This window comes from Wohlfahrtiimonas larvae (assembly GCF_002006755.1).
Taxonomy (GTDB): domain Bacteria; phylum Pseudomonadota; class Gammaproteobacteria; order Cardiobacteriales; family Wohlfahrtiimonadaceae; genus Wohlfahrtiimonas; species Wohlfahrtiimonas larvae.
Genome location: NZ_MVDO01000218.1, coordinates 1 through 17284 on the forward strand (window position 1 = coordinate 1; position 17284 = coordinate 17284).

General features: G+C 40.5%; 24 protein-coding genes. All 24 read left to right on the forward strand.

Features of this window, described 5'->3' with window-relative positions:
- The first annotated feature begins 127 nt into the window (after nt 1-127).
- Nucleotides 128-349, forward strand: coding sequence for a DUF2644 domain-containing protein (locus BZK14_RS11300; protein WP_077926580.1), 222 nt, complete (start codon nt 128-130; stop codon nt 347-349).
- The gene (locus tag BZK14_RS11305) at nt 342-590 is read left to right on the forward strand and encodes a hypothetical protein (protein ID WP_077926581.1); all 249 of its coding nucleotides are present in this window, start codon (nt 342-344) and stop codon (nt 588-590) included. The genes BZK14_RS11300 and BZK14_RS11305 overlap by 8 nt, the downstream gene beginning before the upstream one ends.
- On the forward strand, nt 580-720 hold the full coding sequence (locus BZK14_RS13380; RefSeq protein WP_171973715.1) for a hypothetical protein: 141 nt from the start codon (nt 580-582) through the stop codon (nt 718-720). The genes BZK14_RS11305 and BZK14_RS13380 overlap by 11 nt, the downstream gene beginning before the upstream one ends.
- Nucleotides 710-985 carry a hypothetical protein gene (locus BZK14_RS11310; protein ID WP_077926582.1) on the forward strand — a complete coding sequence of 92 codons (276 nt, stop codon included), beginning with the start codon at nt 710-712 and terminating at the stop codon, nt 983-985. Before BZK14_RS13380 ends, BZK14_RS11310 begins: the two co-directional genes overlap by 11 nt.
- Nucleotides 982-1173 (forward strand): hypothetical protein, encoded by a 192-nt coding sequence (locus BZK14_RS11315; RefSeq protein WP_077926583.1) that lies wholly within the window; start codon nt 982-984, stop codon nt 1171-1173. The genes BZK14_RS11310 and BZK14_RS11315 overlap by 4 nt, the downstream gene beginning before the upstream one ends.
- A 2-nt stretch (nt 1174-1175) precedes the next feature.
- Complete coding sequence (locus BZK14_RS11320; protein WP_171973716.1) at nt 1176-1685, forward strand: DUF1804 family protein; 510 nt, start codon at nt 1176-1178, stop codon at nt 1683-1685.
- The gene (terL, locus tag BZK14_RS11325) at nt 1682-3313 is read left to right on the forward strand and encodes a phage terminase large subunit (protein ID WP_077926585.1); all 1632 of its coding nucleotides are present in this window, start codon (nt 1682-1684) and stop codon (nt 3311-3313) included. The genes BZK14_RS11320 and terL overlap by 4 nt, the downstream gene beginning before the upstream one ends.
- A 63-nt stretch (nt 3314-3376) precedes the next feature.
- Nucleotides 3377-4315: a hypothetical protein gene (locus BZK14_RS11330; RefSeq protein ID WP_077926586.1), complete on the forward strand. Its 939-nt coding sequence runs from the start codon at nt 3377-3379 to the stop codon at nt 4313-4315.
- On the forward strand, nt 4308-4781 hold the full coding sequence (locus BZK14_RS11335; RefSeq protein WP_077926587.1) for a hypothetical protein: 474 nt from the start codon (nt 4308-4310) through the stop codon (nt 4779-4781). Before BZK14_RS11330 ends, BZK14_RS11335 begins: the two co-directional genes overlap by 8 nt.
- 79 nt (nt 4782-4860) lie before the next feature.
- Nucleotides 4861-6486, forward strand: a complete 1626-nt coding sequence (locus tag BZK14_RS11340) for a DUF935 domain-containing protein (RefSeq protein WP_077926588.1) — start codon at nt 4861-4863, stop codon at nt 6484-6486.
- Complete coding sequence (locus BZK14_RS11345; RefSeq protein ID WP_077926589.1) at nt 6476-7726, forward strand: phage head morphogenesis protein; 1251 nt, start codon at nt 6476-6478, stop codon at nt 7724-7726. Before BZK14_RS11340 ends, BZK14_RS11345 begins: the two co-directional genes overlap by 11 nt.
- Nucleotides 7727-7866: 140 nt before the next feature.
- Nucleotides 7867-8337: a phage virion morphogenesis family protein gene (locus tag BZK14_RS11350; protein ID WP_245831336.1), complete on the forward strand. Its 471-nt coding sequence runs from the start codon at nt 7867-7869 to the stop codon at nt 8335-8337.
- A 222-nt stretch (nt 8338-8559) separates the two neighbouring features.
- Nucleotides 8560-9633 carry a phage protease gene (locus BZK14_RS11355; RefSeq protein WP_077926591.1) on the forward strand — a complete coding sequence of 358 codons (1074 nt, stop codon included), beginning with the start codon at nt 8560-8562 and terminating at the stop codon, nt 9631-9633.
- Nucleotides 9624-10556, forward strand: a complete 933-nt coding sequence (locus BZK14_RS11360) for a Mu-like prophage major head subunit gpT family protein (RefSeq protein ID WP_077926592.1) — start codon at nt 9624-9626, stop codon at nt 10554-10556. The genes BZK14_RS11355 and BZK14_RS11360 overlap by 10 nt, the downstream gene beginning before the upstream one ends.
- Nucleotides 10557-10609: 53 nt before the next feature.
- Nucleotides 10610-11185: a hypothetical protein gene (locus BZK14_RS11365; protein ID WP_077926593.1), complete on the forward strand. Its 576-nt coding sequence runs from the start codon at nt 10610-10612 to the stop codon at nt 11183-11185.
- Nucleotides 11185-11601 carry a gp436 family protein gene (locus BZK14_RS11370; protein ID WP_077926594.1) on the forward strand — a complete coding sequence of 139 codons (417 nt, stop codon included), beginning with the start codon at nt 11185-11187 and terminating at the stop codon, nt 11599-11601. Before BZK14_RS11365 ends, BZK14_RS11370 begins: the two co-directional genes overlap by 1 nt.
- Nucleotides 11598-12266 (forward strand): phage protein Gp37, encoded by a 669-nt coding sequence (locus tag BZK14_RS11375; protein ID WP_077926595.1) that lies wholly within the window; start codon nt 11598-11600, stop codon nt 12264-12266. Before BZK14_RS11370 ends, BZK14_RS11375 begins: the two co-directional genes overlap by 4 nt.
- On the forward strand, nt 12253-12450 hold the full coding sequence (locus tag BZK14_RS11380; RefSeq protein WP_077926596.1) for a DUF2635 domain-containing protein: 198 nt from the start codon (nt 12253-12255) through the stop codon (nt 12448-12450). The genes BZK14_RS11375 and BZK14_RS11380 overlap by 14 nt, the downstream gene beginning before the upstream one ends.
- The gene (locus tag BZK14_RS11385; protein ID WP_077926597.1) at nt 12443-13861 is read left to right on the forward strand and encodes a phage tail sheath subtilisin-like domain-containing protein; all 1419 of its coding nucleotides are present in this window, start codon (nt 12443-12445) and stop codon (nt 13859-13861) included. Before BZK14_RS11380 ends, BZK14_RS11385 begins: the two co-directional genes overlap by 8 nt.
- A 74-nt stretch (nt 13862-13935) precedes the next feature.
- Nucleotides 13936-14292: a phage GP46 family protein gene (locus BZK14_RS11390; RefSeq protein ID WP_077926598.1), complete on the forward strand. Its 357-nt coding sequence runs from the start codon at nt 13936-13938 to the stop codon at nt 14290-14292.
- Between the two features lie 11 nt (nt 14293-14303).
- A complete protein-coding gene (locus BZK14_RS11395; protein WP_077926599.1) occupies nt 14304-15365 on the forward strand; it encodes a baseplate J/gp47 family protein in 1062 nt (353 codons plus the stop codon).
- The gene (locus BZK14_RS11400) at nt 15362-15952 is read left to right on the forward strand and encodes a YmfQ family protein (RefSeq protein WP_245831338.1); all 591 of its coding nucleotides are present in this window, start codon (nt 15362-15364) and stop codon (nt 15950-15952) included. The genes BZK14_RS11395 and BZK14_RS11400 overlap by 4 nt, the downstream gene beginning before the upstream one ends.
- Nucleotides 15952-16845 (forward strand): hypothetical protein, encoded by an 894-nt coding sequence (locus tag BZK14_RS11405; RefSeq protein ID WP_077926600.1) that lies wholly within the window; start codon nt 15952-15954, stop codon nt 16843-16845. The genes BZK14_RS11400 and BZK14_RS11405 overlap by 1 nt, the downstream gene beginning before the upstream one ends.
- Nucleotides 16845-17225 (forward strand): phage tail assembly chaperone, encoded by a 381-nt coding sequence (locus BZK14_RS11410; protein ID WP_077926601.1) that lies wholly within the window; start codon nt 16845-16847, stop codon nt 17223-17225. Before BZK14_RS11405 ends, BZK14_RS11410 begins: the two co-directional genes overlap by 1 nt.
- The last annotated feature ends 59 nt before the right edge of the window (nt 17226-17284 follow it).

A 17284-nucleotide genomic window follows, 5' to 3' on the forward strand; every position in this document is an offset into this window, starting at 1 on the left:
GACGTAAAGCCATTGCAATTACAGGTATTGAGCAAGCAACAATGATGGCAGTTAAATCCACATTTGAAAATCATTAAATTATTAAGCTATCTCTTGTAAAGGAGGTAGCTAATCTCAAAGGTGAATAATGAAAATCCTAAAAGAAATTCTATCGAATGATGATGGTCGCTATAGCACCACTAACTTTATCCAGATCATAGCGTTGATTGCGCTGATCGTTGGCTTTTTTATTGGTCTCTTTTTAAAAAGCGATGTGCTTGAGGTGATGGTGATTGCACTCACAAGTATTGCAGTTGCAACACCAGCGACAAAAGGATTTGCTACACGTAAGCGAGGTCAAAATGACTAATGCACTGCCCATCATTATGCTGGTTTTCTGTGGTTTAACCTTTGTTTTAACGCGCCGTAATGTCCGTTTAAAACAGGATTTAAACAAAGCTAAACAAGAGCGTGATGATCTCATTCTCGGTTTTGAAAGGATGCAACAAGATGTTAAAAAATATCAAATCATTAAAGAAGAAGCTTTTAGTAGCGATATTGATGAGCTTCTTGAGCGGATGCGCAAACGAGGTCAAGTGGATGAATCCTAATCTCGCATTGTGTGCCAACCCACCCTATCAAAAGGTTAATCCCAAAATTGATAGTGAACAAAAAATTCGTGAAGCCTACCTTCGTAATGAATGGATGGATTTAGTGTGTGAGGTGAACCATGACAATTGAAATGGCATTTAACATCGCAATGAGTTTGGTGGCTGGGTTGCTTGGGCTAACCATCAAGCATCTTTATGCACGCATTGATACGGATCGCAAAGCCTTTGATGAATTTAAATCACAGACCAATCAGTCGATCACGGACATCAAAGTCACTTATTTGCCAAAGTCTGAATTGAATCGCACACAAGATCAGATCATGGCTTCCCTCAATAGCCTATCCAATAAGATGGACAAAATTAACGATAAATTAGATCAAAAGGCAGATAAATGAAAGACATGAATGACAATGAACAAGCCCTAGAATTATTAAAGCAGCTAAATCAAAAGATGGATAAGTTGGATCATCGTTTTGAACAAGTGGAACGCAAAGCAGTGATTTCGGGTGCAACAGCAGGCGCAATTTCAGGCGGTATTGTGGCCGCGGTTGTGACAGTGATCCGCACAAAATTGGGGATGTGAATGTGGCATATACAGCAGAAGATCGTCAAAAGGTTCGCAGCGCTTATGTCTTTGAATGTTTGTCATTTGAACAAGTGGCGCAATTCACGGATATCCCTGTGCAAACCGTTCGGCGCTGGGCAAAGCAAGCACGCGACAAAGGCGATGATTGGGATCGTTTAAGGGATGCGCATTTAATCTCAGGTGGTGGTGCAGATAACGCAGCGCGTGCAGGCATCACAGGTTTAATGGTGTTGATTCGTTCCACGATTGATCGCTTAAATAATGATGAAAAACTTTCCCCCATTGATGCAGCCAAAGCCATTGCAAGCGTGACGGATAGCTTACACAAAGTGACCAGCGCATCTAAAAAGCTATTGCCCGAAGTGTCTGAGTTGGTGACAGCAATGGAAGTGATTCAAGAATTGAGCGAATACATTCAAACGAAGCATAAAAATGCATTGCCACTATTTGTGGAAATCTTGCCTGAATTTGGTGCGCACATTGAAGAAAAATATGGTGGTCAATCATGAAACGTAAAGACTTTTTACAATCCATCTCTGAATTAGCCGAAACACTCCGCCAAACGATTGAAGCGGAATGTTTGGGTTTTGACCCTGACCCCATTGAAAGTGCCAAGCGTAGAAAATTGGTCTGTGATCCCGTCACAGGCTTTCGCTATTTCTTAAAAAATTACTTTCCCCATTATATCAAGCACCCTGCGGAATCAGAGCTGCATAAGTTTTTATTCTCAGCCTTGCCTGAAGTTGTACGCTCACCTGTGACCGAACAATTGGCGATTGCTGCGCCCCGTGGTGAAGCTAAATCCACATTGGTGAGTCAGTTGTTTGTGATTTGGTGCATCGTGACAGAACAAAAGCATTATGCGTTAATCGTGATGGATAGTATTGATCAGGCTTACCCAATGCTAGAAGCCATCAAAGCTGAATTGGAATTTAACCCACGCATGAAATGTGACTTTCCTGAAATCTCAGGTAAAGGTCGTGTGTGGCAGGCGCAAACCATTGTGACGCGCAATAGCATTAAAATACAAGTGGCAGGTTCAGGCAAAAAACTCCGTGGTTTACGTCATGGTCCTTATCGTCCTGATTTGGTTGTATTGGATGATATTGAGAATGATGAGCAAGTCAGCAACCCTGATCAGCGTGATAAATTGGAACGCTGGCTCACTAAAACCATCATGCCACTCGGTGAAGCTGGTGGTAAGATCGACTTTATCTACATCGGTACCATTCTGCATTATGACAGCGTATTAAGCCGTACATTGCGTAATCCATTGTGGAAGACTGCACACTTTAAAGCCATCCTCGAATGGCCTGATAATATGAGCCTGTGGGATGAATGGGAAGCCATCTATCGCAACGAAGGCGAAGCTGCTGCTTATGCGTTTTATACTGCCAATGAAACACGCATGACAAAAGGCTCTGTGGTCAGTTGGGCTGCGCGTACTTTGCATGATTTGATGAAAATCCGCTTGCGTGATGGGCATGGTGCATTTGATTCGGAATATCAAAATGATCCTGTATCAGGTGAAGATGCACCCTTTACCAATGCCATTCAGTATTATCATTCATTGCCACCGCATTTGATTTATTTTGGTGCGCTTGATCCAAGCTTAGGCAAACAAGGCGCAAGCCGAGATCCTAGTGCCATTTTGATTGGTGGCTTTGATCGTGAAAATGGCAAGCTTTATATCATCGAAGCAGACATTAAAAAGCGCCTGCCTGATCGCATCATTGAAGATGTGATCATGTATCAAAAGCAGTATCGTTGCATCTTGTGGTCAGTGGAATCTGTGCAGTTCCAAGAGTTTTTACGCACTGAATTAGTGAAGCGTTCAGCCAAAACAGGTGCACCTGTGCCAGCGCAAGCCGTCACGCCTCACAGTGATAAATTGCTAAGGATTGAGAGCTTACAACCCCATGTGAATAATGGCTTGATTCTGTTTAGCCCAAAACATCAAACTTTGATCAGCCAATTGAAACACTTCCCAAAAGCTGATCATGACGATGGCCCTGATGCGCTCCACATGCTCTGGACGCTTGCCGTCACTCGCTCACAACCATACGAATTCACCCCATTATCCAGCAATCACAAGATTGATATGGATGATGATAATTATTCGTTTAGTAAAAGATAATGCTCTACATTTATGTTGTACTTGGTATTATGTTGAGTATTTATTACGTGTAGATGAGATAATATGACAAAGCCAAAAAATGTAACTTTAAGAGCATTCAAAATAAATCAATCTAATAAATTAAATACTAGTATGAATGTTTTTAGTACCTTAAAAGAAAAATTAGAGCAATCAATAAAATCATCCGAAAGATGCTTAGTTCTTAGTCAAGATGATCCAAATAATGAAAAAGATCTAATATCTAATTATCATGAAACGGGTAATCCTCAGAGTTTTTTCTGCACAATGTTGAGAATAATACCTGGCGAAGATGCTCAGCATATTCCTAGCACACTATTAGAAAAAAATAAATTTTCTATGGACGATGTTGAAAAATTACAAAGTGAAAAGAATATCCCTGATATATGCAAAGAGAATTATTTCTTTGTTATTGATAATAATCATTTAGTTACTAATTTAAGAGGCAATAAAACGATTAAAGATCTACAGACTTATTTGGCGTGGTTATTAGATAATGATTTATTTGAATTAACACCAATGATTAATATTCCTAAAGATATTCCGCTTCAAGATATTAAAAATGTGTCTTTTAATGATTCATATTCTAGATCAATTGTCTCTGATAATTCAGATTCAGTGAAAACCAAAAGTTTTAACATGAAAGATATTGCTCAAGATTGGTTAAAGAATATCTTAGGTGGCACTAAAAGCTTAGATGATATGGATTTGGATAGAATCATTGAGGCTAACTTAATAGTGAAATGGAGTAAACCAAAAGATATGAGTAAAGAAGAGTATGAAAAAATGATGGGGGCAGTGATTAAACCTATATCAGATTTAAACGGGATAGTTATTCAGCCTAAAAAAGGAAGTGCTATTAAAGGTCAGGATATTCCTAAGAAAAAAATTATAACTGTCAGTGTGACTTCATCTGGTAAAATTATAGAAGAAGCATTGAAACAAGAAATGAGTAAATTTTTAAATGAGCTAAAAAATGACTAAGAAAAAAATCTGCATATTGATGATAACTATAGCTGTTTTATCATTAATTTTGTCTATCTGGATGAAAACAGATATGCAGTTTCTTTTATCTACAATTTTTACAATTAATGGAATCATGTTTTCTATAGGGTTAGGTTTGATAAGTAGTTTTAACCTTCAGGGGATAAAAAATAAATCATATTTAAGAGATATTCGCTCTAATATTGCAAACGTACGAAATTCATTTATTTGGTTATTTGTCTTATCATCCATCAGTTTTATTTTAACTAATATTTTTAAGAATCTGATAACAGTTTATAGTCTTAATATCGAGTTTACTAATATACATATTGTAGAAATAGATTTTAATGTATCAGTATGTTCATTGTTATTAATGTCATATTCTATAGCATATTTCATATATAACTTTATTGAAATCCAAAACTTGAATAATAGTATTGTAGATCGGCTTCTTGAAGAAGAATAAAATAACCTGAAACCCAGCACCTATGAATAGGTTGCTAAAAATATTACCCTAACCCCAATGTCAAAATTGGGGTTTTTTTATGGGTATTTTAGAGACAGCTAAACAGCGTTTAAACGGTGTTTATGTTGCATTGAAAGAAAGTTTAAAAGGCGTTCACTTGGGCAAAACCCAAGCGGATGATATCGATGTTGCTGCAACCTATTATGATGGTAATGTTCGCAATATCTCACCACGCAAGATTGCTGAGCTATTAAAGTCCGCCGATGAAGGCGACATCAGCGCCATGCATGCACTCTTTTATGAGATTGAAGAGCAAGACCCGCACATCTTCTCTGAGATGCAAAAGCGCAAAAGTGCTGTATTAACTTTGGACTGGACAGTCAAAGCACCACGAGATGCAACACCACGAGAAAAGCAGCTCACCGAATGGGTTCATACAGCTTTAACGGATTTCACACAATTTGAGGATGTGATGTTTGATGCTCTCGATGGCATCGGGCATGGCTTTTCAGCACTCGCCATCGAATGGCAGCAAGTGAACAATGAATACTTACCCAAAACGATCACATGGAAGCCACAATCAGGCTTTAAGTTAGATAAAAAAACAGATGAATTAAAACTGCTGCGCCAAGGTGAAATGGATGGCGAAGCTTTATGGCCACATCATTGGATCATTCATAAGCACCGTACTAAATCAGGCTCGTTGGCTCGTGCAGGTTTATTCCGTGTATTGGTTTGGACGTTTGTACTCAAGCACTATTCCGTGCAAGATTTAGCAGAGTTCTTAGAAATTTATGGCTTGCCTGTACGAATTGGTAAATACCCCGAAGGTACAGGTAAAGAAGCACGCCGTGTATTATTGAATGCTGTGGCAAGCTTAGGCCACAATGCTGCAGGTGTTATGCCTGATAATATGTCCATTGAATTACACAATGCTGCTGATGGCTCACATGATCCATATATGGCGATGATTTCATATTGTGAGAAAGCACAATCTAAGGTAATTGTGGGTCAAGTATTAACAGCTCAGGCTGATAATACAGGTAGCCAAGCATTGGGTAATGTTCACAATGAAGTCCGTCGAGATCTGATGGTCAGTGACGCAAAACAATTGGCACAAACATTAACTGCACAGTTAATTTATCCATTACTACACTTCAACTTCTCTGATATTGATGCGAGCCGTTTGCCTTATTTTGAATTTGATACCAAAGAAGCTGAGGATTTAGCAAGCATTGTTAGCGTGATTGGTCAGGCTGTGGATTTTGCGGACATCACAGTGGATGATTTTTACGACAGAACAGGATTCAGCAAGCCACAAAAAGGTGATGAATTACTGAAGCGTAAAATAGGTGGTTTATTTGGGCTCAATCAGCAGCATACTCATTCCCCCAATTGTGGTTGTCAGACTGTTTCATTATCTCAGGCAATCGAGCAAACCAATGATGCTGCAGTTAAGAAAGCATTGACAGTTGAGCATGAACTAGCAACTGCTGTGGATCAATTGCCTGATCGCTATTTAATGAGCTATGAAAATACTGTGTTGGATGTTGTAAAAGCACTGAAAGCCACAAATAGCTATGAAGAAGCACAAGCAAAGCTATATGAATTAATGCCAGGATTAAAAGCAGATCAATTTACTGAAGCAATGGGCCAGGCTTTATTGGTATCGGACATCGCAGGGATCATTAGCAATGAGCAATAATAGCGTTGACTTAGGCTTTGCACTCAATCTACCCAATGATCGTGCCATTGATTATTTAAGCAATAAGCAGGTTGTTCCTGCCAATCGCTTTAAAGAATTGGGTGAATCTGCCCATGCTAGAGCTTTTACGGTTGCCAATATCAATCATCTTGGGCTTTTGTCTGATATGAAAAAAAGCATGGATGAATCCATGCGACAAGGCGAGCCTTTTGAAGCATGGCGTGATCGTTTAGAAATCAGAGCGCAAAAACGTGGTTGGTTAAGTAATGGCGAATTCTTTAATCCTGATGGTGGCGAAGTCATCAAGCCTTATCGTTTAAAAACGATCTTCAATACCAACACATCATCTGCTTTTCATGCATCACGCTATCAATCCCAAATGGATAATGCGATTGATTTTCCATATCTTGAATTGGTGGCTGTGGGCGATGCTGCAACGCGTCCAAGTCATTTGGCATTGAGTGGTACAGTTAAGCGCATTGATGATCCTTTTTGGCAATCCTATTATCCTCCGCTTGGTTATAACTGCCGTTGTATTGTGATCAGTCGTAGTGATTACTACATTAAAAAGCGTGGCATTGAGATTGATGAAGTGACCAAGGTTGAGCGTGATGACGATGGTGATCCTTATGTGGAGCGCGATGGCATAGAAGTCAGACCTGATAAAGGCTTTGAATATAATAGCGCACGACACGGCTACCGACCTGATTTAGATGATTATGATCCTGTCCTGGCTAATCAGTTTTGTGAGCGAGATATGGCAAGCCCTGAATTCAACCTTCAGTATCAGCGCTTAGAACGTGAATATAAACGTGAACGTAAAAAAGCTCGTTTAGATAGCAAGCAGAAATTTAAAGATGATGTATTGGTCTCTATCAGAAGAAAGGCTCGACATAACCTTTATTTTTCAGCTGGTGTTATCACACACAATCTACCTATTCCCAAACGAACAGTATGGTTAAGTGATGACACAATTGTCAAACAGTTCAATAGTCGCTTGGGTGATGCAAAGATCAATGTAGCATTTTATACACAGTTGCCTGGCATTGTTTCTCAGCCTGATTACATTTTGGAAGGTAGAAATCGATACTATTTCATTAAGCAAACTGTGAGCGGTTGGATTCGTTCAGTTGTGAAGGTGTCATCCAATGATGAGATATTTTTAGAATCGTCCCATTACATTGATGAAAAAACACTGAAGAGTGATTTGAAGAAATACACAGTCATAAAAAAACCTTAAAGAGGTAGAGCTCCCAACATCTACACTGAATCATACTAAGCAAAACGTCTTAGTAAGTCCTACGGCAGGGAGATTCACCGTGTTTCTCTTTAAGGTGTATTTATTATGATTAAAAACTAGACAGTCGTCAAGGAGTGAAAATGGAAGTTGATATCAATGTGCCATTATACAATCCAGGCATTGAGCAGTTGCTCAACCAATGTAAAAACCGTAGCCCATTAATGAAGAAATTATCTATTGTTGTATTGAATGAAGTCACAGATAATTTTCGTTATGGCGGACGACCAGCTTGGTTGCCTGTCGCTCGTGGTGGTGTGCCTTTAACCTTAACAGGTCACTTGCGTGATTCATTTCGTGAGTTTAATACAGCAGATATTGCAGGTGCAGGGACAAATGTAGTTTATGCAGGTATTCATAATAAAGGCGGTAAAACTCGTCCACATGTGATTAGACCCAAAAATAAAAAAGCTCTGCGCTTTGGTGGTCGATTTGCTAAATCAGTCAATCATCCAGGATCAAAAATAGATAAACGAGAGTTTTTGATGATTACAGATTATGGTTGGGATGAGATTCATCATCACACGGATGAACACTTAACAAATCAATCTTAAATTTAAGCGCCACAGTGAGCTTATTTGTTTCGTAGATGAATAATGAGTGCAGAAAATCATTATCGCCATTTTTAAACGCATTTTAAACGGTTTTAAACAAGGTTTTAGATCATAGTTAAACTCACATTTCAAAATATATGATTATTACCCTGAAGCCCTGCAACATTATTTAACCTCCTCCCTACTAGATACTGTCCTTATTTCACACATCGAGAGGACAGTATGAAACGTTCAATAGCAGTAGCAGGTTTAGGCTTAGTTGCATTGACCACTGTACTTGCATCGCAAGATACAGGTGGTCGCATTCAGATTTTCCCTGCAGGCAAATTTTATGCCAAAGATGGCCGTAATCCAAATGGCTGGGAATTAACCAAAGAAGCAGCAGATAAAATCATCGCAGCAGCACAAGCACGCAAAGATGATTATTTGATTGATTACGAACATCAATCCTTACATGCCGCAACCAATGGGCAGAAAGTAATCGCTGCAGGTTGGTTTAAAAATATGGAGTTCATTGAAGGTGAAGGATTGTTCGCAACGCCTGTCGATTGGACACAAACTGCAAGTGATCACATTCATCAAAAAGAATATCGCTATATTTCACCAACATTCAGAACAAATGCTGCAGGTGAAGTGGTTGAACTATTCAGCGTCGCTTTAACCAACACACCAGCGATTGACGGCATGATGGGCGTTGTCGCATTAAGCGAAATTCCACCTGAACCATCATCTGATGTCACGATTGCAGTGCCTGCTGTGCCAATCACCAAAGAAACCTTCATGTCAGAAGTTAAAAAGGTGCTTGGTATTGCCGATGAAATTGCGCCTGATGCATTGATTGGTGCGATTCGTTCATTGGTGAATAAAGTTGAATATCTCACTGTGCAAACGCCAGGTAATCCAAATCCTGCGGAATATGTACCGATTGCAATGTTTGAAGAGATGCGTACAGAAGTAGCTACGCTCAAAGCAGATAACTTAAACAAGCAAGTCACTGCAATTGTAGAAACAGCTTTGACGGATGGCAAATTAACACCAGCACAAAAGGCCTGGGCACTCACCTATGGCGCAAAAGATTTAGTGGGCTTATCTGATTACTTGGCCAATGCAACACCGATTGTGATGCTCAATCAACAGCAGCACGTGCATACAGGTGCAACTGTCATCACAGAAGATGTTGAAGCCATGACAGAACGCGCACGTCAGATGGGTATTTCGCTAGAAGATTATCAAGCCCGTTTAGCAAAAATGAACCAAGAACTTATTAATCAATCAAGGAAAAGACTATGTCAGTGATTAAACCTGAGCGCATTAAGCAGCTCGAAACAGATGTCAAAATGAACTTTCAGTTGGGTCAAGAGCACAAGAAAGTTGATAAATCACATGAACGCTTCACGATGACTGTGCCGTCTAACTCAGCATCTAATACTTATGAGTGGTTGGGTGAAATGCCTGGCGTGAATGAATGGGTTGGCCCACGTAAATTGGGTAATGTTCAGATGTTTGCGTATGAGGTTCATAACAAATCATGGGAAGCTTCTGTTCAAGTGACAGAAATGGAAGTGATGAACAATCAATTGGCAGGTAAATATTTAAATGCCCAAAAATTGGGACAAACCATTGAATCCCATCCTGCAAAATTATCCTTCTTGGCTTTAGCAAGTGGTCATTTAAATACTTGCTATGACGGACAGAACTTCTTTGATACAGAACATCCTGTCTTTGCAAACAATGATGGTACGGGGGCTGTCACTAAAGTATCCAATAATGATGAGGGAGATGATCCCGATGCATTGGCATGGTTCTTGTTAGACACAACTGACATCATTCAGCCCATTGTTTTCCAACCACGTACTTCTGTTCGCTTTATGACCAATGGCCGTACAGATGAATCTGAAGCCTTCTTCATGGAAAAAGTCATCAAGTTTGGTGCGGACTACTACGGCAATGTTGGCTACGGCTTATGGTGTAAAGCATACCGTTCAACAAAACCATTGACTGCTGAAAACATCGAAAAAGCATACGTTGAAATGACGAATTGGAAAGCCAATGGCGGTGAAAACTTAGGTGTTGCCCCTGATTTATTGGTGATTCCATCATTGATGAAGTTTGATGCTGCGAAGATTTTGAAATCTAAATTCATCGATGGTACAGACAACACGCTCTATGACTTGTTGGAAGTATTGGAATCTCCAAAGCTTAACAACGTACCAAAATAACCATCCTTTGAACTTGAAGCACCCTAATTTTAGGGTGCATTTAAGGAGCTAACATGCCTGAAAATAAACAATTAACCGTGCAGAAATTGCAAGAAAAACTAGATGCAATGGGCGTTCCATACAACAAAAAAGCAAAGTTGGAAGAACTTCAAGCCCTTTATGATGAAAACCAACGTCCTTTTGAAGTTGTGCCAGGTCAAATGGTGAAAGTTATGACCAAAGATAAGGATGGTAATGACATCGAAGGCGAAATGGCATTGGATTTATTGATGGGAGCTGATGAAGTGATCATTCAATTGAAAGAAGAAAATGCACAGTTGAAAGCGACCAATGTATCACTTTATGAAGTCAATGAAGCATTAGAAGCAAAAAATGCAGAATTGGAAGCCAAACAATCCACAATCATTATGGGTGAATTGGATGAAGCCACCGAAGATCATAATCTTGGTACGGGTGACAATATTGCAAATGTTTCCACTGTGATTGGTTTGGAATCTCGCATGCGTGCAGGTTTTACATTCACACGCAAAACAGCCACTTATTACTTGAGTGATGAAGAGCTGGCAGCGATCAAGGCGGATAATCACTTAATCATTCATGGTGAAGTGAAAAAGCGTGAGGTTGAGTAATGTACGCCTCAGTTCAGGATTTGATCAAGCAATATGGTGAGATTGAAGCTATGGCATTATCTGACCGTGTGCGCCGCAACAAAATTGATCCCGTTGTGTTGGAAAACGCATTGGATGATGCCAATAGCACCATTGATACATATTTGAGTCGCTATACATTGCCATTGAAATCAGTACCCAAGGCATTAAAACGCATTGCTTGTGATATGGCACGCTATTACTTATGTGGCGGTGCTGTGGTGGAAACTGAACTGATTCGCCGCCGTTATGAAGATGCCATTCGCTTCTTGGAAAAAGTGGCGAATGGTTCTATCCAATTGGGCTTGGATGATAACAACGAAGCCGTGGAAACGGATGATGATTCCATCATGTTTTCTAATCCTAAAAACAAAATATTTAGTCGAGATATCTCATGATTGCAACTGTTGAAACGCGTATTGTTGAGCGATTGCGTGAAGGGTTGGGCGACATTGTGGCATCCATTGGCAGTTATGGTGGTGAATTGGATGACAATGTCTTTGATTCCATTCGTGTATTGCCTGCAATTTGGGTCACTTATGGTGGTTCAAGTCGCATTGAGGTTGCTAACACTGCGCGTTCTCGCTTTAGAGAAACTCATCAATTCATCACCATGATTGCCGTGCGCTCTGTACGCTCAGAAGAAGCCCAACGATTGGGTGGTACTGATCTTTATGAAGTGGGTAGTTATCAACTCATTCGTGCAGTGAAGTATTTGCTCACTAATCAAACGTTGGGTGGCATCGTTCACAAGGGATTAACGCCACGTAACATCCGCACATTGCACAATCACACCATGACAATGGAAGGTGCTTTGTCTGTGTTTGCAGTGGAGTGGGAAGTTTTATTGGATGAATTTAGTCAATTAGAAGATGGAAGATTCCCCATTGAAACAGATGATCCTAACCATCCTGATCATTGGTTCAACGAATTCAAACGGAACGCTTTATCCCCTGAATACCCTGATCTTTTATCCATTTATGGCAAGGTTCAAAACACTGAACCAACTGAAGAATCCGTATCCTTTATCACAAAATTAGGAGACAACAATGCTGAAAGTTAAAGCAAACAATGGCATTCGAGTGCCATATGAACACAAGGCCAATCAATACATTGGCAGTGAACCTGTTGAAGTGAAAGCTTCAGCTTATTATCTTCGTCAGATCAAAGCTGGCGATCTCATTGAGGTTGTAGATGTTAAAACAACTAAAAAAACTGCGCAAAAAGATGAGGTGAAGAATGGCTAGTCCAAATATTAGCTTTGAAACGATCCCAAGCTCTATTCGTGTGCCTGGTCGTTACATTGAGTTTAATACCAAGCTTGCAGTGCGCACATTGCCAGCGAATCCACAGAAAGTGCTATTGATTGCACAGCAACTGCCAACAGCCACGATCGAACCATTAACACCTGTTCAAGTGTTTAGTGATGATGAAGCTGCTAACTTATTTGGTGCAGGCTCTTGGGCGCATTTATTAACACGCCAAGCGATTCGCAATAATCAATACATGGATTTCTCCGTGATTGGCGTAAAAGATGATGAGGCAGGCATTCAAGCTGTGGGTGATCTCACAATTTCGGGTGCTGCGGGCTCATCAGGTCAAGTGATTGTTAATGTTGGCGTAGAAGATTACCGTGTTTCAGTCACAAGTAAAGAAGCAACCGCATCCATTATGGATCGTTTGGTTGAGGTATTGAATGGTGATCCTGATAGCCCTGTAATCGCAGCCAAAGCAGACAATAAAATCACATTAACGGCAAAACATGCTGGCGAAATTGGCAATGAAATCACGATTTCAATTCGTACAACAAGCCGTGATCTAATTGTTTCAAGCAATCCAATGGCGAACGGCGAAGGCAACCCGAACATTGTCAAAGCCTTGGCGGAAGTGGCTGGTAAGCATTACCACATCATTATTTCCCCTTTCAGCGATGATCCAAACTTGCAATCGTTGAGTGAACACATTGAAAACGTCAGTAATGCCATTGAAAAACGTGGTGCAATTGGTGTGGCAGCATGGAAAGGTTCTTTATCTACAGGCACAACACAAGCGGCTAAATTGAATGATGGTCGTTTAACAATGGCATGGTATCGTAATGCGGCTGTGACTAATGGCATAATTGCTGCAGGCTATGGTGCTGTGATTGCTTTTGAAGAAGATCCAGCGCGACCGCTCAATACGTTAGAGATTAAAGGCCTCGGTATCACAACAGAAAATGATTGGCCGATGTTCACAGAGCAAAACAATGCATTGTATAACGGCTTAACGCCTTTAACCATCGTCAATAATCGTGTGCAAATCTTGCGTGCGATTAGCACTTACACCAAAAATGCCACAGGTACGGATGACCCTGCGTTATTGGACATCACAACCATTCGCACATTGGATTATGTCCGTACTGCAGTGGATCAGCGCATTGCGCTCCGTTTCCCCCGTGAAAAGCTCTCCAATAAAACACCACCCAAAGTACGCAGTGAAATTTTGGATGTGCTTTACAAAATGGAAGAATTAGAAATTTTGGAAGAAGTAGCAGCGAATCAAAAGCTATTGATCGTTGAGCGAGATCTTCAAGACCCTAATCGTTTAAATACTGCAATCCCTGCCAATGTGGTTAATGGCTTACATGTATTCGCCGCACGCATCGATCTGTATCTTTAATTAATCCATTCTTAACATTAAATCCTGAAAGCCTGCACCTGCAGGCTTTTTTGTTGCCCGTGCATAATGCCCACATGGACAGACTATTAAACCCAAATACAGGCGACTATGAAGCCAATGGCGAAATGACCGACACATTGCAAAATGCAGTGTATATCTCGCTCATTACACCCCTTGGATCATATTGCTTGAACCCAAGTTTAGGCTCGCTCCTTCACACTCTAAAGCGTGAGAAAGATGTTAGCCGTGTTGGGTTGCTCGCTGAACAATATGCATACGAGGCACTTGAGCACATTTTAGATGATGGCCGTGCAAAACAAATCGATATTACAGCTGATCAACCTCACAATGGCGCAATGATTCTCAATATTATCGTAATCGATAACAGAGGTGTCAGGAGCGTGTTTAAACACTTGGTATCCGTGATTTAAAGGACAGTTAAATGGCATTTAATCCCCCAAAATTTGAGCAAATCAGAGATTCTATTCTGCGTGATATTAAATCCATGAAGCCAGATGCTGATATCTCCATTGATTCAGATTATTACATCCGTGCATCTAGCGTTGCTGCGTGTTGCGAGGGTCAATATGCCCATCAATCATGGATTGCTCGCCAAATCTTTGGCGATACTGCGGACACTGAATTTTTAGAATGGCATGCGGCCACGCTTGATATTTATCGCAAAGCTGCAACCACATCCACAGGGTTGGTGCGCATCTTTGGTGAACCGCTTTCTGTCATCCAAGAGGATTTGATCATCAAATGGGGGGATTTAGAGTATCGCACTACAGAAGCCAAAACGATTGAAGCCAAGCAAACCTTTGTGGAGGTTAAAATCATCGCCAATCAAACAGGCACTCGATTCAATACAGAAAAAGAACAAGTATCGATGCTGACAGCAGCACCGAGCGGATGTCGCACTGAATGTATTATCCTCAATGCGTTGGGTGGCACAGCACAAGAGTCCGATGCATCGTTGTTAGATCGTTATTTAGAACGACTGCGCAGACCACCAGCAGGCGGTAACAAATACGATTTTAGAAACTGGGCTTTAGAAGTACCTGGCGTAACCAATGCCTATGTCTATCCGCTTCGCCGTGGATTGGGAACGGTTGATATTGCCATCACCAGCGCTGCCAATTTACCCTCCGCTGAATTGGTAAAAATCACACAAGATCACATTGATGATATTCGTTCAGTGACTGCTAAAGAAGCATTGGTACTAACACCTGTACCAAGTTTTATTGATTTTGATGTCAAAGTCACAGTGCAAGGCATTGTGTTATCCGATGCTGAAAAAGAGATCCAAGCGGTTTTATCTGATTATTTCTTGCGCTTAGCGCCTGGAGAATCGTTTATTCTCTCACGAGTGGAAGCCTTAATCAGTGACATTGTAGGCGTGATTGATCGCAAAATCATTACACCAACTAGCAACCAAACAGTCGAAATTGACAAAGAAATGACTTGGTTCAGATTGGGGACACTGAAAGTGAGCGAGCTATGATGGATTATCGCATTGCATTGCCAAAGCTGCTGCCACCTGTTTCCTATGATCGCAACGGTGCAGAATTAAAAATCAGTTTATTGGCTGAAGCTAATGCCCTCAATACCGTCCAAGCACACGCAACCAAAGTGCTAAATGCAGTGACACCATTCTATGCAGGTGAATTGCTAGAAGATTGGGAGCGAGTTTTAGGTTTAATCATTGATAAAGCCGATTTATACCAAGCTCGATTGGAACGTGTGCTAGAAAAACTTGCTGAAGTGGGTGGTTTAAGCATTCCGTATTTTATCGGATTGGCAGCCAAAACAGGCTATGAGATCAGCATCTCAGAAGGCGCAGATGAAATATTCCGAGCAGGCGTTAACCGCGTAGGTGATCGCTTAGGTAGCGATGATTTACTGTGGGTTTGGCGTGTTCATGTCAAAAGCAAGTTTGAGAAAATCTATTACTTCAGAGCTGGTATGAGCCATGCCAATGACCGCTTACGTGTTTATGCTGACCCTGCCTTAGAAGCAATTCTCAACGACCTAAAGCCAGCCTTTACCTACATTACATTTTTTTATTCAGATCTAAATGAGGAATCCTAATGATTATTGATATTCCAACCGTTGAGGGTGGTGAGTTTATTGATGGTGGCCCGAATACTCTCGGCACTATCGTGCGAGCCAATTTTCTCAACTCATTAATGAAAAGCAGCACCGCAACAACGAAAGAGATCCAAACTGTTTTAAGTAAAAACGGCATTCAACCTGATGATCGTGTGCATGATCAGTTGTTTAAAGCCATCAGTAAAATGGTGACGGATGGCAAAGTTACGTTGACAGATGTTTTAGGCACATCAAAAACCCTCGCAGCATCTCAGTTTTTAGTGAACGAAGTGAATAAGAAGATTCCACCTTTATCATCTACATTGAGCGATAATACGACGCAAGCTGCAACACCAAAGATGGTGAATGATGTTAATCGTAAAGCGGTACTTGCTCAAACAACTGCTGAGAATGCTGATGCTGAGGCAAAAGGAGCAAAGAAAAAAGCTGATCAAGTACCAAACCCTGCAGCTAACAATTTTGTGGTAGGTAATACAACGACTGCTTATAAGCTGATGACTGTTGCTCAGGTAAAATCTCTTTTAGGCGTACCTGCTGCTACAAAACTATATGGCACAATTGGCCAAGCAATAGATGGTGCGATGACACAGAAAGCTGTAACAGATGCAATGATTGGCTTTAATCAAAAATATTATGATGTAATGTCTGAAAGAGTTAGAAAGACAAAATATACAAATACAACAGGCAAGCCGATTTTTGCTAGCTTATATAAAACAAATAATCAGTCAGGCGGATATTTTTATGTTGATGATCAAATCGTTGCATATTTTTCAAATGGTGCTCAAACGGCGACTGCAACAGCAGTCATTATTCCGCCTGAATCTACATATTATTATGATGTTGCGCTCAGTAATTTTTGGGAATTAAGATAATGAATACAAAACATTTTAAAGATAGTCAAAATAATACATTTGGTTTAGATACAACGTCTGAAAATTGGGAATCTTTTATTAAAGAAGATTGGATTGAAATCACAATCGAAGAAGCGCAAGCAATTGCAAATCCTCCACCATCTCAAATTGAGATTGATCTGCAAAAAGAAAAAGAAAACATTGCATTTCTTGCATCTGAATCTGAGCGCACAGAATCTGAGATCAAAGTTTATGAGCGTATGCGTGATCGTAATCGTGCTGATGAAGATGACTTAGCAATGCTTGAAGCATTAGAAGATTATTCGATTGATCTGAAGAAAGTTACAAAGCAAAAAGGATGGCCATTAGAAGTTGAATGGCCTGTAGCCCCTAGGTTTTAAATAAAGATGGCGACTGTATGAATGCGTGAACATTCATACAGCCAGCTGAACTGATCTGA